General features: G+C 73.0%; 25 protein-coding genes. 13 read left to right on the forward strand and 12 right to left on the reverse strand.

The features are described 5' to 3' along the window. Positions 1-65 precede the first annotated feature (65 nt). From OOK31_RS16935 to OOK31_RS16945, 3 genes are all read right to left on the reverse strand, one after another. Complete coding sequence (locus OOK31_RS16935; RefSeq protein WP_267088064.1) at positions 66-1043, reverse strand: LLM class flavin-dependent oxidoreductase; 978 nt, start codon at positions 1041-1043, stop codon at positions 66-68. 68 nt (positions 1044-1111) lie between these two features. Beyond that, on the reverse strand, positions 1112-1453 hold the full coding sequence (locus OOK31_RS16940) for a hypothetical protein (protein WP_267088065.1): 342 nt from the start codon (positions 1451-1453) through the stop codon (positions 1112-1114). Between the two features lie 15 nt (positions 1454-1468). Continuing rightward, positions 1469-2005 (reverse strand): NUDIX hydrolase family protein, encoded by a 537-nt coding sequence (locus tag OOK31_RS16945; RefSeq protein ID WP_267088066.1) that lies wholly within the window; start codon positions 2003-2005, stop codon positions 1469-1471. A 180-nt stretch (positions 2006-2185) separates the two neighbouring features. Between OOK31_RS16945 and galE the strand changes: the two genes are divergently transcribed. Continuing rightward, positions 2186-3187, forward strand: coding sequence for a UDP-glucose 4-epimerase GalE (gene galE, locus OOK31_RS16950; RefSeq protein WP_267088067.1), 1002 nt, complete (start codon positions 2186-2188; stop codon positions 3185-3187). A 75-nt stretch (positions 3188-3262) separates the two neighbouring features. Here the strand turns inward: galE and katG are convergent, their stop codons facing one another. Beyond that, the gene (gene katG, locus OOK31_RS16955; protein ID WP_267088068.1) at positions 3263-5452 is read right to left on the reverse strand and encodes a catalase/peroxidase HPI; all 2190 of its coding nucleotides are present in this window, start codon (positions 5450-5452) and stop codon (positions 3263-3265) included. A gap of 134 nt (positions 5453-5586) precedes the next feature. On the opposite strand from katG, the gene OOK31_RS16960 reads away from it, so the two are divergent. The 3 genes from OOK31_RS16960 (at position 5587) to OOK31_RS16970 (ending at position 6864) form a co-directional block, all read left to right on the forward strand. Next, complete coding sequence (locus tag OOK31_RS16960; RefSeq protein WP_267088069.1) at positions 5587-6015, forward strand: Fur family transcriptional regulator; 429 nt, start codon at positions 5587-5589, stop codon at positions 6013-6015. A gap of 92 nt (positions 6016-6107) precedes the next feature. Then, on the forward strand, positions 6108-6299 hold the full coding sequence (locus OOK31_RS16965; RefSeq protein WP_267088070.1) for a CsbD family protein: 192 nt from the start codon (positions 6108-6110) through the stop codon (positions 6297-6299). 142 nt (positions 6300-6441) lie between these two features. Further along, a complete protein-coding gene (locus tag OOK31_RS16970) occupies positions 6442-6864 on the forward strand; it encodes a CBS domain-containing protein (protein ID WP_267088071.1) in 423 nt (140 codons plus the stop codon). 47 nt (positions 6865-6911) lie between these two features. On the opposite strand, the gene OOK31_RS16975 is transcribed toward OOK31_RS16970, so the two are convergent. The 3 genes from OOK31_RS16975 to OOK31_RS16985 form a co-directional block, all read right to left on the reverse strand. After that, positions 6912-7184 (reverse strand): WhiB family transcriptional regulator, encoded by a 273-nt coding sequence (locus tag OOK31_RS16975; RefSeq protein ID WP_267088072.1) that lies wholly within the window; start codon positions 7182-7184, stop codon positions 6912-6914. A 419-nt stretch (positions 7185-7603) separates the two neighbouring features. After that, positions 7604-7768, reverse strand: coding sequence for a hypothetical protein (locus OOK31_RS16980; protein WP_267088073.1), 165 nt, complete (start codon positions 7766-7768; stop codon positions 7604-7606). A gap of 118 nt (positions 7769-7886) precedes the next feature. Beyond that, complete coding sequence (locus tag OOK31_RS16985) at positions 7887-8807, reverse strand: LysR family transcriptional regulator (protein ID WP_267088074.1); 921 nt, start codon at positions 8805-8807, stop codon at positions 7887-7889. Between the two features lie 139 nt (positions 8808-8946). Here OOK31_RS16985 and OOK31_RS16990 point away from each other — a divergent pair, with 139 nt between their 5' ends. Both OOK31_RS16990 and OOK31_RS16995 read left to right on the forward strand, forming a co-directional pair. After that, a complete protein-coding gene (locus OOK31_RS16990; RefSeq protein ID WP_267088075.1) occupies positions 8947-9732 on the forward strand; it encodes an alpha/beta fold hydrolase in 786 nt (261 codons plus the stop codon). Positions 9733-9789: 57 nt separating this feature from the next. Then, positions 9790-10473, forward strand: coding sequence for a M15 family metallopeptidase (locus tag OOK31_RS16995; protein ID WP_267088076.1), 684 nt, complete (start codon positions 9790-9792; stop codon positions 10471-10473). A 15-nt stretch (positions 10474-10488) separates the two neighbouring features. Here OOK31_RS16995 and OOK31_RS17000 read toward each other — a convergent pair whose 3' ends face one another. Next, positions 10489-11427, reverse strand: a complete 939-nt coding sequence (locus OOK31_RS17000; protein WP_267088077.1) for an NADP-dependent oxidoreductase — start codon at positions 11425-11427, stop codon at positions 10489-10491. A 90-nt stretch (positions 11428-11517) separates the two neighbouring features. Here OOK31_RS17000 and OOK31_RS17005 point away from each other — a divergent pair, with 90 nt between their 5' ends. The 4 genes from OOK31_RS17005 (at position 11518) to OOK31_RS17020 (ending at position 14569) form a co-directional block, all read left to right on the forward strand. Continuing rightward, the gene (locus tag OOK31_RS17005) at positions 11518-12465 is read left to right on the forward strand and encodes an AraC family transcriptional regulator (RefSeq protein ID WP_267088078.1); all 948 of its coding nucleotides are present in this window, start codon (positions 11518-11520) and stop codon (positions 12463-12465) included. A gap of 21 nt (positions 12466-12486) precedes the next feature. After that, complete coding sequence (locus OOK31_RS17010; RefSeq protein ID WP_267088079.1) at positions 12487-12819, forward strand: metalloregulator ArsR/SmtB family transcription factor; 333 nt, start codon at positions 12487-12489, stop codon at positions 12817-12819. Next, positions 12816-13562: a DUF2071 domain-containing protein gene (locus OOK31_RS17015; RefSeq protein WP_267088080.1), complete on the forward strand. Its 747-nt coding sequence runs from the start codon at positions 12816-12818 to the stop codon at positions 13560-13562. The genes OOK31_RS17010 and OOK31_RS17015 overlap by 4 nt, the downstream gene beginning before the upstream one ends. A 149-nt stretch (positions 13563-13711) precedes the next feature. Further along, a complete protein-coding gene (locus tag OOK31_RS17020) occupies positions 13712-14569 on the forward strand; it encodes a 2OG-Fe(II) oxygenase (protein WP_267088081.1) in 858 nt (285 codons plus the stop codon). Between the two features lie 10 nt (positions 14570-14579). Here OOK31_RS17020 and OOK31_RS17025 read toward each other — a convergent pair whose 3' ends face one another. Together OOK31_RS17025 and OOK31_RS17030 are read right to left on the reverse strand one after the other, a co-directional pair. Next, the gene (locus tag OOK31_RS17025; protein WP_267088082.1) at positions 14580-15227 is read right to left on the reverse strand and encodes a response regulator transcription factor; all 648 of its coding nucleotides are present in this window, start codon (positions 15225-15227) and stop codon (positions 14580-14582) included. Next, positions 15212-16432, reverse strand: a complete 1221-nt coding sequence (locus tag OOK31_RS17030; protein WP_267088083.1) for a sensor histidine kinase — start codon at positions 16430-16432, stop codon at positions 15212-15214. Before OOK31_RS17030 ends, OOK31_RS17025 begins: the two co-directional genes overlap by 16 nt. Positions 16433-16541: 109 nt before the next feature. Between OOK31_RS17030 and OOK31_RS17035 the strand changes: the two genes are divergently transcribed. Both OOK31_RS17035 and OOK31_RS17040 read left to right on the forward strand, forming a co-directional pair. Beyond that, positions 16542-17321 (forward strand): ABC transporter ATP-binding protein, encoded by a 780-nt coding sequence (locus tag OOK31_RS17035; RefSeq protein WP_267088084.1) that lies wholly within the window; start codon positions 16542-16544, stop codon positions 17319-17321. Further along, positions 17321-19699: an ABC transporter permease gene (locus tag OOK31_RS17040; protein ID WP_267088085.1), complete on the forward strand. Its 2379-nt coding sequence runs from the start codon at positions 17321-17323 to the stop codon at positions 19697-19699. The genes OOK31_RS17035 and OOK31_RS17040 overlap by 1 nt, the downstream gene beginning before the upstream one ends. Here the strand turns inward: OOK31_RS17040 and OOK31_RS17045 are convergent. Next, on the reverse strand, positions 19665-20033 hold the full coding sequence (locus OOK31_RS17045) for a DUF6191 domain-containing protein (RefSeq protein ID WP_267088086.1): 369 nt from the start codon (positions 20031-20033) through the stop codon (positions 19665-19667). The genes OOK31_RS17040 and OOK31_RS17045 overlap by 35 nt on opposite strands. Positions 20034-20206: 173 nt before the next feature. Here OOK31_RS17045 and cpt point away from each other — a divergent pair, with 173 nt between their 5' ends. Then, positions 20207-20740, forward strand: a complete 534-nt coding sequence (gene cpt / locus OOK31_RS17050) for a chloramphenicol phosphotransferase CPT (RefSeq protein ID WP_267088087.1) — start codon at positions 20207-20209, stop codon at positions 20738-20740. Between the two features lie 155 nt (positions 20741-20895). Here cpt and OOK31_RS17055 read toward each other — a convergent pair whose 3' ends face one another. After that, a complete protein-coding gene (locus OOK31_RS17055; protein ID WP_267088088.1) occupies positions 20896-21708 on the reverse strand; it encodes a 4'-phosphopantetheinyl transferase superfamily protein in 813 nt (270 codons plus the stop codon). Positions 21709-22037: the final 329 nt, after the last annotated feature.

The raw sequence follows: 22037 nt of genomic DNA on the forward strand, positions 1-22037 counted from the left end.
GCGCGCCGCCCTCCCCGAAGGCCGGTATTGCCTCTGCTTCGGGGCAAGTTGCCGCGGCGAAGCCGTCACTGCGCCCCGGTGTACTCCTTGACGAGCTCGTACGAGCGGACGCGGTCGCGGAGGTCGTAGACGGGGGTGGTCAGCATCAGCTCGTCCGCCCCGGTCTCGTCGGCGAGCTGCGCCAGCCGGTCGGCGACGGCTTTGGGCGTCCCGACGGCCTGCTGCGCGCGGAACCCGGCCAGGCCCTGCCGTTCCTCCTCGGTGAAGGGGTGGACGGCGGCCTCGGCGGGGGTGGGGAAGGGGATGTCGCTCAGCCCCTTGAGGAGCCCGGCCTTGACGACGTTCATCGGCCCGCCCCGCCACTGGGCCTCCTCCTCCGTCTCCGCGCACACCGTCTCCACGCACAGCAGCACGCGGGGCCGCTCGCACCAGCGGGACGGGGTGAAGGCCGCCCGGTAACCCTCCAGGACCGCACGGGTGTTGTCGGGCCGGATGTGGTGCGCGACGGCGACCGGCAGGCCGAGTTCCGCAGCGAGCGCGGCACCCGCCGTGCTGGAGGCCAGCAGCCACGGCTCGGGCAGCGCGCCGAGCGCGACCTCGTCGACCAGGAAGGACAGGATCGCGGCCACGTCGTCCCGGTACTCCGCGTCGGTCGCCGGGCCCGCGCCGCGCCGCAGCGCCCGCGCGGTGGCCTCGTCGAAGGTACCGGGACCGCGGCCGATGCCCACGTCGATCCGGTCCGGGTGCAGGGCGGCCAGCGTGCCGAACTGCTCCGCCACCGTGATGGGCGCGTGGTTGGGGGCGAGCACACCGCCCGAGCCGAGCCGGATCGCCGAGGTCGAGGCCGCGCCGTGCGCGGTCAGGACGACGGGTGGGAACGCACCGATCGCCGGTGAGTGGTGGTGCTCCGCGTACCAGAGCCGGTGGTAGCCGAGCCGCTCCATCTCCTGGGCGAAGGCCGTGGTGTCCCGCAGGGTGTCCACGGCCTTCGTGCCCGTCTGGACCATCGCGACTTCGAGTGCTGAAAGAGGTATGCCGACCATGCCGCCAGCATAGGGATCATGCACGCCGCCGACCGCCCCGGTGATCGATTTCCCGCCACCCCTCGGCCTCAGTCCGGGAGCTGTTCGACCACGCTGGTGCCGCTTCCGTCCTGGGACTCCCACGTCCAGGTCTCCTCCAGCCGGAGGCGGCCGTCGGGGAGCTGCGCCACGTGCGAGACGCAGTGCCCGGACGCGGTCGTCCCGTCCGTCCGCAGCTGGACGTACCGGAAATCGACGGTGTCGCCCGCCCGGGTACCGACCAGGCTGCCCCTGACCACGTCCCCGCCGCGGTACTCCGCCCACACCCGGCCGTCCTGCTCGTGGTAGTCGAACCGGGTCAGCCGTCCGACCTGGCCGGCGGCCTGGTCGGCGACGGGGACGAACACGAGACCGTCGAGCGAGCGCGCCATCGCGGAACTCCTTCCTCAGTAGGTGTGTCCCACATGTGCGAGTGCCTGCTTCAGCAGGACCCCCTGCCCGCCCGGCATCTCGTTCTGCACGGCCGGGGAGGCCGCCTCCCGGGGGCTGAACCAGACCAGGTCCAGGGCGTCCTGCCGGGGACGGCAGTCGCCGGACACGGGCACGATGTAGGCGAGGGACACGGCGTGCTGGCGGGGGTCGTGGTAGGAGGTGACACCCGCCGTGGGGAAGTACTCGGCGACCGTGAAGGGCTGGAGGGAGGCGGGGACACGGGGCAGGGCCACCGCGCCGAGGTCCTTCTCCAGGTTGCGCAGCAGCGCGTCCCGGACCCGCTCGTGGTGCAGGACGCGGCCGGACACCAGGGTCCGGCTGACCGTACCGTCCGGACCGATGCGCAGCAGCAGCCCGATGCTGGTGACTTCACCGCTGTCGTCCACCCGTACGGGCACGGCCTCCACGTACAGGATCGGCATCCGGGCCCGGGCCGACTCCAACTCATCCGTGGTCAGCCAGCCGGGCGTGGTCTCGGTCGTATCAGACATTGCGTGATCATACTTTCCGGGCGGGGTGCCCGGGAAGGATCCGTGGGCCGTTCGTGTCAGCATGCCCGTCCGGAACCGGGGGGCCGGACCAGGACGTCATGGAGGCCGGGGGCACCTGGACAGAAGCCCCCAGAGCGAACCGACGTACGACAGCTCCAACGGACGAATGAGGAACCACCCTTGAAGGTACTGATCGCGGGCGGCGCCGGCTTCATCGGATCCACCATCGCCTCGGCGTGCATCGACAGCGGCATCACCCCCGTCATCCTCGACAACCTCGCCACCGGACGACGCGAGTTCACCGCGGGCCGGACCTTCTACGAGGGCGACATCTGCGACGGCGCCCTCGTCGACCGGGTCTTCACCGAGCACCCCGAGATCGTCACGGCCGTCGACTGCGCCGCCCTCATCGTCGTCCCGGACTCCGTCGCCGACCCGCTCGGCTACTACCGCGAGAACGTCTCCAAGGGCATCCAGTTCCTGGAACACCTCGTCCGCAACGGTTGCCGCAACCTCCTCTTCAGCAGCTCCGCCTCCATCTACCGGGCCGACCCCGAGGACTTCTCCGTCGACGAGGACTCCCCGCTCGAAACCCTCAGCCCCTACGCCCGCACCAAGGCCCTCTTCGAGACGGTCCTGCACGACGTCGCCGCCGCCGGCACCCTCGACGTCATCTCCCTGCGCTACTTCAACCCCATCGGCGCCGACCCCGAGCTGCGCACCGGACTCCAGATCCGCACCCCGACCCACGCCCTCGGCAAGATGATCGACGTCCACCACGCGGGGACCGCCTTCCCGCTGACCGGCACCGACTACCCCACCCGGGACGGCTCCGGCATCCGGGACTACGTCCACGTCTGGGACCTCGCCGCCGCCCACGTGAAGGCCCTCGAGAACTTCGAGGCCGTCACCCGCGAGGAGCCGTACCGGGTCGTCAACCTGGGCACCGGCCGCGGCACCACCGTCCGCGAGCTGGTCACCGCCTTCGAGAACGTCACCGGCACCCCGCTCGCCACCACCGAGACCGACCGCCGCCCCGGCGACTCCGCCGGTGCCTACGCGCGGGTCGGCCTCGCCGCGGAACTCCTCGGCTGGAAGGCCGAGCACTCCCTCGAGGACGGCATCCGCGACTCCCTGCGCTGGTACGCCGAGCGCGACACCGCCATCGGCGCCTCCGACTGACCCGTAGGAGGCGCCGCGCGGTCCCGGGCGGCCGGGGGAGGCCCGTCCGGGACCGCGGTTCCGGACGGGCGTCGGTCAGGCGAGGTCGAACCGGTCGAGGTTCATCACCTTGTCCCAGGCCGCCACGAAGTCGCGTACGAACTTCTGCCCCGCGTCCTTGGCCGCGTAGACCTCCGAGACGGCCCGGAGCTGGGAGTGCGAACCGAAGACGAGGTCGACGGCGGTGGCCGTCCACCTCACCTTGCCCGTGGCGCGGTCCCGGCCCTCGAACACGTTCTCGGCGGCGGTCGACGGCTTCCACTCCGTACCCATGTCCAGCAGGTTGACGAAGAAGTCGTTGGTCAACGTCTGCGGCCGGTCCGTGAGGGCACCGTGCGGGGACCCCGCGAAGCCCGTGTCCAGGGCCCGCATGCCGCCGGCCAGTACCGTCATCTCGGGTGCGGTCAGCGTCAGCAGGTTCGCGCGGTCCAGCAGCAGGGTCTCCGGCGGCAGCTTCTCGCCCGCCCGGAGGTAGTTGCGGAACCCGTCCGCCCGCGGTTCCAGTACGGCGAACGTCTCGACGTCGGTCTGCTCCTGCGAGGCGTCCGTACGCCCGGGAGCGAAGGGCACCGTGATGTCGTACCCGGCTTCCTTCGCGGCCCGCTCGACGGCCGCGCACCCGCCCAGGACGATCAGGTCGGCGAGCGAGACCTTCGTACCGCCGGACTGCGCGTCGTTGAACTCCTGCTGGATCCGCGTGAGGGTCCGCACCACCTCGGCCACCTCGGGCCGGTCGTTGACCTCCCAGTCCTTCTGCGGGGCGAGCCGGATCCGGGCCCCGTTGGCCCCGCCGCGCTTGTCCGTGCCGCGGAAGCTCGCCGCGGCCGCCCAGGCGGTGGTGACCAGCTGGGAGACGGACAGTCCGGAGGCGAGGATCCGGGCCTTGAGGTCGGCGGTCTCCGCCTCCCCGACCAGGCCGTGGTCGACCGCGGGGACGGGGTCCTGCCACAGTTGCGGCTCGGGAACCCACGGGCCGAGATAACGCGAGAGCGGGCCCATGTCGCGGTGCAGCAGCTTGTACCAGGCCCTGGCGAAGGCGTCCGCGAGCCGGTCCGGGTTCTCGTGGAAGCTCTTGGCGATCGGCCCGTAGACGGGATCCAGCTTCAGCGCGAGGTCCGTCGTCAGCATCATCGGGGCGTGCCGCTTCGCCGGATCGTGCGCGTCGGGCACGGTGCCCTGGGCGGCGGGATCCGTGGGGGTCCACTGCTGCGCGCCGGCCGGACTGGTCGTCAGCTCCCAGTCGTACCGGAACAGGTTGTCCAGGTACCCGTTGTCCCACTTCGTCGGCTCGGTGGTCCAGGCGCCCTCCAGCCCGCTGGTGAGGGTGTCCACGCCCCTTCCGGTGCCGTGCGAATTCCGCCACCCGAGACCCTGCTGCTCGACCGGGCAGGCCTCGGGTTCCGGACCGATGTACTCGGCGCCGACCGCGCCGTGGCATTTGCCGAAGGTGTGGCCGCCGATGATGAGCGCGGCGGTCTCCTCGTCGTCCATCGCCATGCGGGCGAACGTCTCGCGAATGTCCCTGGCGGCGGCCAGCGGATCCGGATTTCCGTTCGGGCCTTCGGGATTGACGTAGATGAGTCCCATCTGCACGGCGCCGAAAGGATTGGCGAGTTCCCGGTCGCCGCTGTAGCGCTCGTCTCCGAGCCACGTCTCCTCGGGTCCCCAGAAGATCTCCTCCGGTTCCCAGATGTCCTCCCGCCCGAATCCGAATCCGAACGTCTTGAACCCCATGGATTCCATGGCGCAGTTACCGGTGAACACCAGCAGGTCGGCCCACGAGATCTTCGGGCCGTACTTCTGCTTGACCGGCCACAGCAGACGGCGCGCCTTGTCGAGGCTCGCGTTGTCCGGCCAGCTGTTGAGGGGCGCGAAGCGCTGGGCACCGGAGCCGCCGCCGCCCCGGCCGTCGGCGATGCGGTACGTCCCCGCGGCGTGCCAGCTCATCCGGATGAAGAGGGGGCCGTAGTGGCCGTAGTCGGCGGGCCACCAGTCCTGGGACGCCGTCATCATGGCGATGACGTCCCGCTTCAGCGCGTCGAGGTCGAGGGTCGCGAATTCCTTCGCGTAGTCGAAGTCCTCACCCATCGGATCGGACCGAGGCGAGTGCTGGTGGAGAACCTGAAGGTCCAGCTGGTCGGGCCACCAGTCCCGGTTCGACCTGGGGCGGGTCGGCGCGGGGGCCGGAGCCGGAATGACCGGGTTCTCGCTTTCGCTGCCGGACACGTCAATCCTTCTTCCTGTCGCGGTGTTTTCCCTCTGCGGCCGTATGGTCGCGTACCGCGGACCGCACCGCTGAAAGAACACGCAGAGCCGTTAAACTTCTGTACTCCCACCGAGCCGGAACAGGTGAGCCGCCCATGAACGACCTGCTGGAGCGACTACGAGGGCGTGGCTGGCGGATGACCTCGCAACGGCGCGTCGTCGCCGAGGTCCTCGACGGCGAGCACGTGCACCTCACGGCCGAGGAGGTGCACGCCCGTGCGGTGGAGCGGCTGCCCGAGATCGCCCGGGCGACCGTCTACAACACCCTGGGCGAGCTGGTGTCCCTCGGCGAGGTCGCGGAGGTCTCCACCGACGGCCGGGCCAAGCGCTACGACCCCAACGTGCACCACCCGCACCAGCACCTGGTGTGCTCCGGCTGCGGCATCATCCGCGACGTCCACATGAGCGGCGATCCGCTGGCCGACCTCCCCGTGGCGGAGCGGTTCGGCTTCGCGGTGTCCGGGGCCGAGGTCACGTACCGCGGGCTGTGCCCCGCCTGCGCTTCCGGCCTGCCGCAGGGGTGATCGCGCCGCCGAACGGGCCCCGCCGAGCGGTATGTCCGGTTTTCGCATAATTTGGCTTGCGTTGGATCGTCCCACGCGTCAAGGAGTTCACGATGGCCGACAAGGGCAAGATGGATCAGGCGAAGGGCAAGGCCAAGGAAGCCGCCGGGAAGCTCACCGGCGACAACCGGATGAAGGCCGAAGGCAAGATGGACCAGGCCAAGGGCAAGGCGAAGGAAGCCATGTCCGAGGCGGAGGAGCAGGCTCGTCGCGCCGCGGAGAACCTCCGGGGCAAGAAGGGCTAGCCGGCCCGGCCGCACGCGACGGCGCCGGACCGGCCCTGGAACACGGGCCGGCCCGGCGCCGAGCGGGTGACCTCGGTGCTTACCCCGCGCGGGGGAGGGTAGGCGCCCCGCGCAGGGGCCGGTTCCAGCAGCGGGAGGATCCATGACCCGTCGAGTGCACGAGGTGATGACCCGGAATCCGGTGACCGTCGAGCAGCTGACGTCACTGTCCGAGGCCGCCCGGGTGATGCGGGACGCCGGCATCGGGGACGTACTGGTCGTCGAAGAGGGCCGGCTGCGAGGCATCGTCACGGACCGCGACATCGTCGTCCGGGCGCTCGCGGAGGACCGGGACCCCGCCGAGACGACGGTACGGGCGGTGTGCAGCACCGAGCCGGTCACGGTCGGGCCCGATGACCAGGTGGACCAGGCCGTCGACGTCATGCGGCGGCACGCGCTCCGGCGGCTGCCCGTGGTGGGCGAGGACGGCGGGCTCGTCGGCATCGTCACCCTGGGTGACCTGGAGGTCGAACGGGACCCGGGTTCACCCCTCGCGTCCATCGCGGCGGCGGAACCCGAGGCCTGACGACCGCCCCGGGCGGGGCCCAAGGCCCCCGCTCGCGGCCGTGGCGCTCAGGCGGTGGTGAGCGCCTGGCGTTCCTGCTCGGTCAGGCCGCCCCATACGCCGTACGGCTCCCGTACGCGCAGGGCGTGCCGCAGGCACTGGGCGCGGACCGGGCATTCCTCGCAGACCCGCTTCGCCGCGCGGTCACGGGCGGCGCGGTCGTCGCCGCGTTCACCCTCGGGGTGGAAGAACCGCTCGGGTCCCTGCCCCCGGCAGGCCGCCCGCGATTGCCACTGCCAGAGGTGCTCGGCACGCCCCGGCAGGCGTGACAGGTTCGTCATGTCCTTTCTCCTCCTCCTGGTCTCCTCCGTGAGCCGGGCGGGATCGGCCCGGGCCGCCGGACTTCACGCGTATGACCGGCATCCCGGGCGTCAAACGGGTTCCGCGCAGACCTGCCGTCTGCACGGGCCGCCGCGACCCTCACGCTCGCCGTCCAGGGCCTGTCGTCAAACTCGCGTCGTCGCCGGCGCGGCAGACTGTCCACCACCACGTTCTTCCTCACCGGCCTGTTCGCCGGCGGGGCCTCCTGCGCCGCCGTCCAGGTCGGCCTCCGCGCCACCGACCTGCGCACCGAGCGCACCGTCGTCCACCTCGACCGGCCCGTCCCGGCCGAGCGGATCACCGAAGCGATCGCCAGGGCCGGCTACACCGCCACCCTGACGAGCTGACGCGCCCCACCACAGCGCGGTTGCGACCCGGATCAGCGGGGCGGGAAGGGGGCCAGTGCGAGATCCCACTGGTCGGCGGCGTGCAGGAGTGCGGCTCTGTCCAGCCGCACCCGCACGGCGTACTGGTGGATCTCCGGTGCGTCGTCGCCCTGCTGCCACGGAGGTGCCGCCTCCAAGAACAGGTGGAGGCGGATCACCGCTCCGGCCGCCTCCTGACCAGCCAGTTGTCGTCGTACGGGTCGCTGCCGGCCTGGGAGAACTGGTAGCGGAGCGGGAGGAGCTCGACGCTGCTTGCGGGATCACTCAGGAGCACGGTCACAGGATGTCACGGGCCCTCCCGGCGTCGTCCTGCGGCCCGGCCGCCTCGTAGCAGGCCTCGATGAGGGTGCGGAGCGCGGCCCGGGGCGGACCGGGGCGGACCGCGAGACAGGTCCGCAGGGCGGGCGTCGGGTCGCTCAGCGGGCGGAACGCCACTCCGGGCACGGGGAGCTGATCGGCCTGCGGGGCGTAGAAGACCGTCCAGGAGGGTGCGCCGTGGCCGATGGCGGCAAGGGTGTCCTGGTCGTTGGTGAACTCCGGGCCGGGGACGGGCGTGTAGCCGGCGGTCCGGCAGGAACGCATCACCAGGTCGTGGAGCGCGGGGTTGCGGGAGCGGGTGCAGAGCCGCAGCGGCAGCTCCGCCAGCCGGGCCAGCGCGACGGTCCGCGACGCGGCGAGCTGGTGCCCGGCCGGCAGTGCCACCACCAGCGCGTCCTGCCACAGGGGCAGGAACTCCAGCCCGGGGTCGGTCCGTTCACCCCGCAGCAGCGCGCCGTCGAGGTCGCCGGACCGCACCTGGGCCAGACGTTCCGCGGTGCTGCCGGTGACGAGTTCCAGCCGGGCGTGTCCGGTGCGCCGGCCGTACGCGGTGAGTACGGCGTCCAGCCGGGCGCCCAGCCCGGAGCTGGTGCCGAGGCGCACCGTCGCCGCTTGTTCGGTGCGCAGTCCGTCGATGTCCTGCCGGGCGCGTGCCGTGAGGGCGAGGACCTCCCTGGCGTACGGGAGGAGCAGGTTGCCGGCCTCGGTGAGGCGGACGACGCGGGTGGTGCGGGTGAACAGCTCGGCACCCAGCTCGCGTTCGAGCCGGCGGAGCTGCTGGCTGACCGCGGACTGCACGATGTGCAGCCGCTCGGCGGCGCGGCCGAAGTGCAGTTCCTCCGCCACGGTGACGAAGTAGCGCAGCTGACGCAGCTCCATGGCCCCCGGTCTCCCTGTGCACGGGCGATCAGCATTGATCACCGATCGCGATCAGTGTAGGCGCGGATCGCCCCTTGGCCGGCGGAGGCGATCAGGGTTGGCTGGGGGCACATCACGCACCACGAAGCGGAGAAGAACCATGCCCAGCCTGGACGTCAACGGCACCACGCTCCACTACGAGGACGAGGGGACCGGCCCCGCGCTGCTCCTCCTGCACGGCTGGGGCACCAGCGGCCGGACCTGGGGCGCCCAGCTGCCCGGGTTCACCCGGGACCACCGGGTCGTCACGGTCGACTGGCGGGGCTGCGGACGTTCGGCCCGCCCCGTGCGGGGCAACACCACCGCCGGGGTGGTCGGGGACCTGGTGGAGCTGATCGGCGCGCTGCGGCTGGACCGGCCGGTGGTCGTCGGCTCGTCGATCGGCGGGACCTTCGCCACCGAACTGGGCCTGTCACGGCCCGAGTTGATCGCGGGAGTGGTTCCGGTGGGTGCGCCCGGGTACTGGCCGTCGACGCGGCCCCGGGCCCAGGCGGAACTGGTGGCCGCTCTGCGCCGCGACCGGGCCGGTACGGTCGCCGGCTGGGTGCCGGGATGGTACGCGCCGGGCACCGCGCCCGCTCTCGTCGACCGGACGGTCCGTCAGATCCTGGACTCCGGGGTCCACATCGACGAGCACCAGGCCACCGCCGACGGCTACGACCAGCGCCCCGCACTGCCGGAGCTGCGGGTGCCGATCCACTACCTCCACGGCGAGCTGGACACCGCGATCCCGCCGGAGGTGGCCCGGACCTGCGCGGCCCGCACCCCCGGCGCCGGGGTCACGGTCATCGCCGGCGCCGCCCACATGCCGCACCAGGAGCGCCCCGACGGGTTCGACACCGCCCTGCGCTCCGCACTCGCCCGGATGGCCCGGACTGCCGGGTAGCCCGGCCGCCGTCCGTTCCGCCGCGCCGGTCCGGGCGGGCGGATCTACGGTGGATGGGTGCGCTACCGCCTCGCAGCCGTGGCCCTCAGCGCCGCGCTCTGCGTGTCCATGTCGTCCTGCGCAGTGCCGGAGGCATCCGCACCGGTGTTCCGGGCGGTGCCCGGGGACCTGACGGCCGAGCTTGCCGTCCGGGTTTCGGCCGTTCCGGCCGGGAAGCTGGGCGCGGGGCACGGGCCGGGCTGCCCCGTACCCGCCGGACTGCTCCGGCTGGTCCGGATGAACCACTGGGGCTTCGACGGCAAGGTCCACCAGGGCGAGCTGATCGTCCACCGCGACGCGGTCGACCCGCTGCTCCACGTCTTCGCGGAGGCCTTCGAGGCCCGCTTCCCGATCCGCCGGATGCGCGTCACGGCCGAGTACGGCGGCAGCGACGCGCGCGCCATGGCCCACGACAACACCTCCGCCTTCAACTGCCGTCAGGTCACCGGCGACCCGCGCCGGCAGTCGCGGCACGCCTGGGGTGACGCGGTGGACATCAACCCCGTCGAGAACCCCTACGTCGACCGCTACGGAGTGATCCACCCCCCGGACGGGCGGGCCCACCTCGACCGGGACCGGTCCGGCCCCGGGGTGATCCGCCCGGGGGACGTCGTGACCAGGGCTTTCGAGGAGGTCGGCTGGTCCTGGGGCGGAGAGTGGTCCCCGCCGGACTACCAGCACTTCTCCGCGAACGGCGCCTGACGGCCCGCCCCGGGATCAGGGGACGAGGACGACCTTGCCCCGGATGCGGCCGGTCTCGCTGAGGTGGTGGACGTGCGCGAGGCCGGCCAGCGGGTGCGACCCGCTGATGTCGAGGGTGAGCGTGCCCGCGTCGAGGAGTTCCACGAGCGCCGTCAGGTGCGCCACGTCGTTGCGGGCGACCATGTGCGTCGCCGTGACCCCGCTGCCGGGAGGCGGCTCGACCGGGGTCGCGATCGAGACGATCCGTCCGCCCGGCCGCACCAGGGGCACCAGGGCCGCGGCGTCGGGCGGGCTGAGCGGGACCAGGTTGAGCAGGGTGTCCACCGGGCCGTCGAGCGCCGTGTCCAGCGGCGTGGCGGTGTAGTCGACCACCTGGTCCGCCCCCTGTCGCCGGACCGCGTCGGCGCTCCGGGCGCCGGCCGTGGCGATCACCTGGGCTCCGGCGTACTTCGCGAGCTGCGTCACGAATCCGCCGACGCCTCCGCCCGCGCCGTTGACCAGCACCCGCTGTCCGGCGGCCACCTTCCCGTGCTCGAACACCGCCTGCCACGCGGTCAGACCGGCCACGGGAAGGGCCGCGGCGTGCGCCAGCGGTACGGAGGCCGGCGCCGGGACCAGCAGGGCGGCGGGTGCCCGTACGTACTCGGCGGCCGCGCCGCCGCCGTCCAGCCGGGCGACCACCCGGTCGCCGACAGTGAACCCCTCCGTCCCCGGGCCGGTCCCGGCGACCGTGCCGGCGACGTCCCAGCCGAGGGTGTAGGGCAGCTCCAAGGGGAAGAACCGCTGCGCCTGCCCGGAGCGCAGGGCGGCTTCGGTGGGGTTGAACGAGGTCGCGGCGACCCGGACGAGCACCTCGCCGGAGGCGGGCCGGGGGAGCGGAACGTCTTCGTGACGGATGACGGACGGGCCGCCGTACTCGTGGAAACGCGCCGCCTTCATCTGTGTGATCTCCATGCCCTGAAATCTAGGGCCGGCAGTGGAGACGATCCATGCGCCAGAGCGCCCTGTTCATACGTCTGCGTCTCGCCCGCGTACGCTCGCGGCATGGACGTACTCAGCGACGTGATCGCGGTGACCCGGACCGGCCGGCCCCGGTCGGCGCACGTGCGCTGGCATGCCCCGTGGGGACAGGAATTCGTGTCCGTGCCGGGATCGGCGGGATTCCAGATCGTCCTGGAGGGGTCCTGCTGGCTGCTGCCCCGGGACGCGGAACCCGTCCGCCTGGGCGCGGGCGACGTGGTGTTCCTGCCCCACGGGGCGGGGCACACCCTGGCCGACGACCCGGGTACCCCCGTGACGGCCCCCGCCTGCGGCCCCGACGGCGCCCGGCCGTACGCGCCGTACGCGTCGGACAGCGTCGACCGGAGCGGGGGCGGCGGCCCCGTCACCGTGGTGCTCTGCGGCGCGTACCAGCTCGACCCGTCCCGTACCCATCCGCTGCTGCTGACCCTGCCGGACCTGATCCACCTGCCCGCCCACGCCGGCCGCCCCGCCGAACTGCACGCGGCGGTGCGGCTCCTCGCCGCCGAGGTGGGCAACCCGCGCCTGGGCGCGGACGCGCTCGTCCCCGCGCTGCTGGACACGCTCCTCCTCTACGTCCTGCGCATCTGGTTCGACGGACAGCCCGCGCGGGGTGATGCCACCGGCTGGTCCGCGGCGCTCAACGACCCCGTGGTCACCGCGGCCCTCCACGCCATCCACCGCGCTCCGGCCGCGCCGTGGACCGTGGCGAAGCTCGCCGCGGAAGCGGGGCTCTCCCGGGCGCCGTTCGCCAGGCGCTTCGCCCTGCTGACCGGCCAGCCGCCGCTGCGCTACCTGACCTGGTGGCGGATGTCCACGGCGGCACGCCTGCTGCGGGCCTCCGACGCGCCGCTCAGGACGATCGCCGCCCAGGTGGGCTACACCTCCGAGTTCGCCTTCGCCAACGCCTTCAAGCGCACGCACGGCTCGGCGCCCGGCGCCTATCGGCGGACACCCCTCGTAGATATTTAGCTCATGTGCTAAATATCTAACATGACAGGAACTCAGGACGAGGCCGGAGCCTTCCGGGCACTCGCCGATCCGACGAGGCGTCAGATCCTCGAGGACCTCCGCGGCGGCGAGCTCGCGGCGGGCGAGATCGCGAGCAGGTTCTCGATCAGCGGCCCCTCCATCTCGCGGCACCTCGGCGTGCTCAAGGGAGCCGGACTGGTCACCGAGCGCCGGGACGGCAACCGGATCCTCTACACCCTGGCCGAGGAACGCCTCGCGACCTGCGTCGGCCGGTTCCTCAGCGCCGTCTGCCCCGAGCAGATCGTCCTGCGGCACACCAAGTGGCGCCCCGGGGCGCAGAGCGAGGGATCATGATCCAGCCACGCCTGTCGAGCGTCGTCGAACGACGGCTCCTGGTGAACTACCGGGTCGCACCGGAGGTCGCGGCACGCCTGCTCCCCGGCCCGCTGCGCCCCCAACTGGTGCACGGCCACGCGGTCGCGGGCATCTGCCTGCTGCGACTGGGCAGTGTCCGGCCGGCCTGGGCGCCCAAGGCGTTCGGGCTGCGGAGCGAGAACGCGGCGCACCGGATCTCCGTCGAATGGGACGGCCCGGACGGCGTCGAGACCGGCGTCTACATCCCGCGCCGCGACTCCGCGTCGCTGGTCAACGTCCTGGCCGGGGGCCGCGTCTTCCCCGGCGAGCACGGCCGCGCCGACTTCGAGGTGCACGAGACGCCCGACCGGGTGCGGGTCGCCTTCGCCACGCGGGACGGCGACACCCGGGTGGACGTCACCGTCGAACCCTGCGACGAGCTGAAGGGCAGCGAGCTGTTCTCCGGTCTCGCCGAGGCCTCCCGCTTCTTCCAGGAAGGAGCGAAGGGCTACTCGCAGACCAGCTCCGGCAGCCGGCTGGACGGCATGCAACTGCACACGGACGCCTGGCACGTGGAAGCCGGCCGGGTCCGCTCCGCCACCTCGTCCTTCTTCGAGGACCCGGACCGCTTCCCGCCGGGGAGCGCGGTCCTGGACTGCGCCCTGGTCATGCGCGATGTACCCGTGAACTGGCGGCCGCTCCCGGCCGTCCCCGCCGGCCGGGACGCCCGACCCGCCGGCTGAGGCGCCCCCGCTGAACCCCGGGCCCGGGATCCCGTCCCCGGCCCGGGACAGGCGAAGCCGAAGGCGGTGCCGGACGCCCGACGGCGTACCCCCGTGCGCCCCCATGTGCCCCTTCGACGGCACCGGCGGCTCCGCTTAGGTTCCGGGCCATGAGCGGATACGCGAAGGAACCGGCCACGCCGACGGAAATCAGCACCCGGCACCTGCCTCCCACCGACCGGTGGTCCACCTCTGCGGTGATACCGGTGCCGGTCTGCCGCTTCGAGAACTTCCTCGGTGCGCAGCGCGCCGCGAGCCTGCTGTCGTACGTGGTCTCCCGGCAGAGCGACTTCAACGCGGGAACGGTCCTGGACCCCCTGTCGGGCCAGATCTCCCACAAGGGCCGCAGCTCCCTCGTCCTCCCCGTGACCAGCTCCGTCTTCAGCGGGCACCTCGCCGACTGCCTGCCGCTCGTCCAGGAGGTCCTCGGCCACCAGGCCGCGCTGACACAGACCCTGACGGTCCTGACGGCGCACGGCGAGGGCGGCCACTACGGCATCCACACCGACGCCTCACGCGTCCGCGACGTCGGCACCGCCCTGTCGGCCGTGTACTACCTCCACCACAAGCCCCGCGGCTTCGAAGGCGGTCAACTGCGGCTGTACGACACCCTGCTCCACGAGGGCGAGGCCCGGCCGGCGGAGACCTACCGCACCGTCGAACCCGAGCACGACACCATCGCGTTCTTCCCGTCGAGCGCCTTCCACGAGGTCGTCCCGTCGACCTGCCCCAGCGGGAGGTTCGCCGACCACCGGTTCACCCTCACGACCTGGATCAGCGGGAGCGGGTCCGCCGCGCCGGAGGTACCCGGCACCCCCTTCCGGATCTGGCCGTGGATGGCCCGCGCGGCCGAGCACACCCGGCCCCTCACGGACGTCACGCACGACCACGACGGCGCCAGCCCCATCGGCCTCCCCGCCGCCGACCCCGCGACCCGGCTCACCTTCCCCGCGCCCCGCACCGCGTAGGCGCGGGGCGTCAGGCCCGCAGGAAGGCCAGGACCGCCAGGACCCGCCGGTGGCCGTCGGTGTCGACGGGCAGGTCCAGCTTGGCGAAGATGTTGCCGATGTGCTTGTTCACCGCCGCCTCGCTGATGAACAGGTGCGCGGCCAGACCGGCGTTGGTACGGCCCTGCGCCACGAGGCCGAGCACTTCGCGCTCCCGGGGACTGAGCCGCTCCAAGGGGTCCGGACGCAGCCGTACGAGCTGGTGGATGACCTCCGGGTCCACCACCGTCCCGCCGGCGGCGACCCGCTCGATCGCCGCCGTGAAATCGGCTACGGCGCTCACCCGTTCCTTGAGCAGGTAGCCCACCCCGGCGCCGCCGCCGGAGTCCAGCAGGCCCAGCGCGTAGGAGCGTTCCACGTACTGGCTGAGGACGAGCACGGGCAGCCCGGGGAACTCCTCGCGCAGGCCCACCGCCGCCCGCAGGCCGTCGTCGCCCATCGACGGCGGCATCCGCACATCGGTGACGATCAGGTCCGGCCGGTGCCCGCGTACGGCCGTGACCAGGGCGTCGGCGTCCCCGACCGCCGCCACCACCTCGTGGCCGACCCGTTGCAGCAGCCCGACCAGGCCTTCGCGCAACAGCACGGCGTCTTCCGCCACGATCAGGCGAAGCGACACGGAACCTCCACATGCAGCAGGGTGGGACCACCCACCGGGCTCGACACCCGCATCCGGCCGTCGAGCGCCCTGACCCGGTCGGCGAGCCCGGTCACCCCGCTGCCCGCCCCCGGATCGACACCGCCGCGGCCGTCGTCCGTGATGTCGAAGATCAACAGATCCGCATGGTAGCGACCGCGGACCGCCGCCGTCGTGGCCCCGCTGTGCCGGGCGATGTTCGTCATGGCCTCGTTGATCACGTAGTACATGGTCGTCTCCAGCTTCCTGGGCAGCCGCTCCGGCAGCCGCAGGTCCACCGTGACCGGGATCGGGAACCGCCCCGCGTAGTCCTCGACCGCCGCGACCAGCCCGTGATCGGCCAGCACCGGCGGATTCAGACCCCGGATCAGGGCCCGCAACTCCTGGTGGGCACTGGAGAGCTGGCCCTCCGCCTGGGTGAGCAGCTCGGACTGGGGGGTGCCCTCCGGGGTGTCCAGCCGCAGCATCGCGAGGGTCAGCCCCAAGGAGACCAGCCGCTGCTGCGCCCCGTCGTGCAGATCGCGTTCGATCCGCACCCGCTCGGCGTCGAAGGAGTCCAGCAGACGGGACTGGGAGGCGCGCACCTCCCGCAGCTCCGCCCCCAGTTCCCGGTCGCGCGGGGCGAGGAAGGTGCGGGCCATGGCGGCCCGCGCCCCCGCCCACGAGGTCACCGTGTAGGGGGAGGCGAGCAGCACGAGAGCGCCGAAGACCGTCCAGGGCCAGGTCTCGCCGTCCAGCGAGGCGAAGGTCACGGCCGGCAGCCCGAACGAGAAGCCCAGGACCAGCAGGTCCAGCCACCACAGGGCGGCCGCCGAGACGAGCGTGAACAGCAGCTCGCGCCAGGTCACCGGCTCCTTCAGCCGGGTGGCCACCCAGGACTTGGGGCCGGGCGCGTCCGGGCGGCCGTGCGGATCGGGCAGGTGGTCGAGGTCCACCAGCCGCAGCCGCCGGCGTTCCACCGAGGCCACCACCGTGGAGGCCAGCACCAGCCCCACCAGCGGCGCGACACCGATCAGCACCACCAGCAGCGCGAGCCCCGCCGCCAGACCGGCGGCGAAGACCAGGACGGCCGCCGCGCCGACCACGACACCCCCCGTCAGATAGGCCAGGGACCGCCACGGCCAGCTCGACGTGAGGAAGCTCAAGGGCCGCTGAGCCATGGCCTGCCAGGCCGTCGTGGGACGCATGGGCCCCACCGCAACCGGCCCTCCGGGCCCGCGCGGTAGAGCTGCCTCTACCTCAGGAGTAGAGAGCGGACCAGTGCCGGGCCCACCCCTCGTGCCGTGGAATCGACCCATGACGACAACGAGGCAGACACCGCTGCGGGCCGCGGTACAGGACGCGGTCGAACTCCAGGCCGTACGCAAGGTCCACGGCTGCGACGACCGTGCCGTGACCGCGCTGGACGGCGTCTCCATCGGCTTCCCGCGCGGCACCTTCACCGCCATCATGGGCCCCTCCGGCTCCGGGAAGTCCACCCTGCTGCAGTGCGCGGCCGGACTGGACCGGCCGACCGACGGGCGGATCGTCCTCGCGGGCGTCGACATCGGCCGGCAGAGCGAGAAGGAACGGACCCGGCTGCGCCGTGACCACGTCGGATTCGTCTTCCAGGCCTTCAACCTCGTCGAGTCGCTGACGGCGGCCCAGAACGTGGAGCTGCCGTCCCGGTTCGCCGGCCGCCGGGTCGGCCGCGAGCAGGTCGCCGACGCGCTCGCCGCGGTCGGTCTGGCCGACCGCGCCGGACACCGCCCCAGCGAGCTCTCCGGCGGCCAGCAGCAGCGCGTCGCCCTCGCCCGCGCCCTGGTCACCCGCCCCGACGTGCTCTTCGCGGACGAACCCACCGGCGCCCTGGACACCGTCACCTCCCGCGAGGTGCTGCGCATGATGCGGATGCTCGTCGACCAGGAGGGCCAGACCACCCTGATGGTCACCCACGACCCGGTCGCGGCGGCCGTCGCCGACGTCGTCGTCTTCCTCAAGGACGGCCGGATCGCCGACCGCGTCCCGCTGGGCCGGACACCCGACGGCGGCGACGCCGCCGAGATCGCCGCCCGCATGACCCGGCTGGAGGCGTGATGCTGATCCTCGCGAACGTCCGCGAACGCTGGTCCGCGTTCCTCGGGGCCTTCATCGCCGTCCTGGCCGGCGTGGCCCTCATCACCACCACCCTCGTCATCCACGACTCCACCCGCCCCACCGTCCAGCCCCGGTACGCCGGCACCGCCGCCCTGGCCCTGCCCGGACAGGCCGTCGACGCGGACGGCAGCCCCGCGGACCGCATCCCGTGGAGCCGGGCCGAGGCCGCACCCCTCCTGGCCGGACTCGACGCACTCCCCGGCGTGGCCGCCGCCGTGGTGGACCGCTCCTTCTACGCCCAGGCGGTCGTCGGCGGCGAGCCCGTCGCCGACGAGGGCGCCCTCGAAGCCGGCCACGGCTGGGACAGTGTCCGGACGGCCCCCTACGAACTGGTCTCCGGCCGGGCCCCCGGCGGCGACCGCGAGGTCGTGGTCGACCGCGCCCTGGGCGTCGCCCCGGGCAGCGAGCTCACCGTCAACATCACCGCCGGCCGGGAGCGGTTCACCGTCGTCGGCACCGTGGACGGCCCCGGCTACTACTTCAGCGAGGCCTTCGCCGCCCGCCAGCAGCCCGGTGTCCGCGCCGTCGCCCTGATCGCCGACGAGGGCGCCTCCGCCACCGCGATCGCCTCCGGCGCCCGGAAGGTCCTCGGCGGCAAGGGCACCGTGGTCTCCGGCGACGGACGCTCCGCACTCCAGCCCGCGTACATCGAGCACAAACGCTTCCTCGGTATCCAGCTCATCAGCGCCATGGCGGTCCTCGGCCTGTTCACCACGGTCTTCGTCGTCGCCTCCATGCTGGTCCTGGCGACCGGGATGCGCCGCCGCGAGATCGGCCTGCTGCGCACCATCGGTGCCTCACCCGAGCAGATCCGTCGCATGATCCTCGGCGAGGCCGCCGTGGTCGGCGTCCTGGGATCGATCGCCGGCTGCCTGGCCGGTGTCGCCGCCACCCCACTGCTGCGCGGCGTCCTGCGCGGCCTGGACGTGGTCCCGCCGGACCTGGAGATCACCGTCGCCGCCTGGCCGCTGCTCACGGCCTCCGCGATCGGCGCCGGCGTCAGCGTCATCGGCGCCTGGGCCGCCGGACGCAAGGCCGCACGGGTCGCCCCGATCGAGGCCCTGCTCGACAGCGGGTCCGTCGACAAGGGCATGGGGCGCGGCCGTCGGATCGCGGGCCTGGCCGCCCTCGGTACCGGTGCCGTCCTCGCCGTCGCCACCGCCACCACCGGCGCCGACGACCGGATCAACACGGCGATCCTCGCCACCCTCAGCCTCATCGTCGCGGCGGCCCTGCTGACCCCCGTCCTCGTGGGCCCCGTCGGGCGCGCCCTGACCGCCCCGTTCCAACGGCACGGCTCGGCCGCACCGGTCCTGATCCGGGCCGAACTCGTCGCGAACTCCCACCGCACGGCCTCCCTGGTGGCCCCCGTGATCGCCGCCGTGGGCTTCGCGGTCCTGCTCAGCGGCATCGTGGAGACGATGCGGGTGGCCTACCCGGCGGGCGAGGCCCTCAAGACCGCCGGCCAGACGATCGTCACCCCGGCCGGCATCCCCGGAAACACCGACGAGGCCGTCGCCGCCAACCCGGTGGGCAAGGCCGCCCTGCCGACCCGCGCCTTCGTCACCGAGGGCGGCGAGCCGACCGTCCTGGACGTCCTGGGCACCCGCGACCAGCGGTGGAACAAGCCGGGCGAGGCCGTACTCGGCGAACGGACCGCCAGGGCCCTGGGCGTGCGGCAGGGCCAGAGCGTCCCGGTCCGGTTCGCCGACGGCGAGAGCGTCGCCCTGCGGATCGGCGCGGTCCTGCCCGACGACCCGGAACGCGGCGACTTCGTGGTCCCGCGCGACCTGGTCCGCGCCCACGACCCGGCCGCCCTCACCGACGACATCTTCGTCCCGGCCGGCGCCGAGGCGTCCGCGGCCGTCCCGGGCACCGCCCTGCACGACGCCGCGCAGTACGCCCTGGCGGACTACGACACCGACGCCAGGCTCACCGACAGCCTGGCCACCATGCTCATCGTCATCGCGGTCGGCTACAGCGCGATCGCCGTCGTCAACAGCACCGCCATGGCCGCGCACGGCCGCCGCCGCGACCTCGCGGTGATGAAGTCCGCGGGCGGCACCGTACGCCAACTGCTGCTCCTCGCGGCCGGGGAGAGCGCGGTGGTGGTCGTCGTCGGAGCCGCCCTCGGTGTCCTGGTGACGCTGCCCCCGCTGGCCGGCATGGCCTCCGGCCTCTCCCAGGCCACCTCGGCCGACGTGGGCCTGCACCTGGACACCGCGGCGGTCGCGACGGCGGTCACCGGCACCCTGCTGGCGGCGGTCGCGGCCGGGGTCACGGTCACCTGGCGGACGATGCGCGGGCGGGCGGCGTAGGTCGCGCATCGGCTCGCGGCCCGCCCGCCTTGCGCGGCACCACGATGAACGCGGCCCCGTTGGCCAGGTCGATGCTGGAGCGGGGCGGCGCACCGTCGCTCTCGTCGTCCCGCCGCAGCAGCTCCACCCGCCGCTGCTCCAGCTCCGCCGTCTTGTTCCCGTTCACCGTCGCCGTGAACTCGTCGAAGGCGATGCTCGACAACGACCGCCCCGTGCGCCTGCGCACCCACGGGATCAAGCCCAGCCCCGTGAACCACCGCCACGCACTCTCCACCAGGGCGAAGACGGCCAGCAGACACACGAACGCCGGCAACGACATGAGCCACATCGTCATGAACGGTTCCCCGTCCCGCTGATTGCCATGGGGCCACTGTGGTGGACCTGTGGCGCGCAGGGATCAGACCGGGGCATGATCCGCCTCCCCCACGCGGGGGAGGCGCCGCCATGGAGATCCAGGGCGGGAGAAATACGTTTCGAGGGGTGCCGTGGTGCCTCTACGGTGGCGCGGTGAAGACTCAGGTGATCGTGGTCAACGGTGGTTCCAGCTCGGGGAAATCCGGGATCGTCCGGTGTCTGCAGGCCGTGCTGCCGGATCCGTGGCTCGCCCTCGGGACGGACACGCTGGTCGAGGCGATGCCGGCGTCCATGCAGGTGTCGGACGGCGGGATCGGGTTCGCGGCCGACGGGGAGGTGACCGTCGGCCCCGAGTTCCGGACACTGGAGGCGGCGTGGATCGAGGGGGTCGCCGCGATGGCCCGTGCGGGCGCACGGGTCATCGTCGACGAGGTCTTCCTCGGCGGAGCGTCCTCACAGCAGCGCTGGCGGAGCGCCCTGGGCGAACTGCAGGTGCTGTGGGTCGGCGTCAGGTGTGAGGCGGTCGTGGCCGCGGGCCGTGAGGTCGCACGGGGCGACCGGACCGTCGGGATGGCCGCGTCCCAGGCGGAAACGGTTCACCAGGGCGTGACCTACGACCTGGAGGTGGACACCGCCCGCGCGGAGGCGATGGAGTGCGCGCGGGCCATCGCCGCGCACGTCGGGTGACCGCCGGAGACCGGCCTTCAGCGCGGGGAATTGCCGCCGCTCCGGGGGATTTCGGAGTCAGGGCTCCCCGGTGCAACAGAGGTCTTGTGGAGTTTGCCGCGGGACGCCGCTCCGGCGCGAAACACGTCCCGTACGGATGAACCCGCGCGCTCCGGTCAGGAATCGGCCGGTGTCGCGGCGGCGGCGCTCCAGTCCGGTGCCGCGAGGAAATGGGTGTGGAGCGTGAGGCCGGGGCCGGCGAGCGGTGGCAATTCGAGGGCCAGGGCCGCCGCGTGCCGCGGTCCGACCGGCAGGTCCCGCACCGTCCAGCCGGGCGGGCGGGCAGGGGCACCGGGGGCGGGGTCGCCGAGGTAGTCCAGGTCCGGGCTGCGGCCGAGACCGGTGCCGAGGCCCTTCAGGTACGCCTCCTTGCGCGCCCACAGCCGGGCGAAGACCGCGGGGCGCGCGGACGCCGGCGCGCCGCGAAGCTGCCGCCGCTCGGCCGGGTGCAGCGCCTCGCCGACGGTGGTCACCCTGTCCGGCGACGGGACCCCCTCCACATCGACGCCGACGGGCCGCCCGGCCACCGCGATCAGCACCAGGTCACCGCTGTGGGACAGCGAGAAGTCCGGCGCACCGGGCCCGGCCAGGGCGGGCCGGCCGTGCGGCGCGCCGCAGCACGGGCAGGGCTCGCGCCGGAACCTCAGCGCCGCCGGGGAGACACCCCGGTAGGCGGACAGCACCCGGCGCAGCGCGAGGTGCGCGGCCGTGTACCGGTCCCGGTCGACGGGCTGGACGAAGCCGGCGGCCCGGGCGCGTTCCGCCTCGTCCAGCGGTGACCGGTCCAGGGCCACGGAACGCGGCCCGGCGTCGGGGACCTGGAGCAGCCACAGATCCGCGGAGCCGTCGGCCGGCCGGGGCCGCACCGCCGGCCAGGCCGAGGAGGTCCAGCCCGGCGGCGGACCGGCGAGCTCCAGGGGGGACTGCACGGGCGCTCCGGTCTGTCGGCTTCGGTGGACGGCTGTCCCGACACGGTAGCGCAGCGGATATGCGGGGAATTGATGGCCGGATATCGGCCCACCGGACGGCCCGCAGTGACGATACTCCCGCTGTTTCTCGGGGAGTACGGGAATTCGGCGGAAGGGAACGGCCGAAATGGGGGTGCGCTTTCCGGACGGTCGGGCCGAAGTGCGCCGCGGGGCTTGGCCAAGGATGTGCGTCTTCTGGCTCAAATCCGTTGGATCTGCCCCGACTTCCTCCTTGGTGTCGCTTACGCTCTCGTTTCACGGGGAGGATTGCGGCGTTTGGTGCACCGGGC

This window comes from Streptomyces sp. NBC_00249 (assembly GCF_026342355.1).
In the GTDB taxonomy this organism is placed as follows: Bacteria; Actinomycetota; Actinomycetes; order Streptomycetales; family Streptomycetaceae; genus Streptomyces.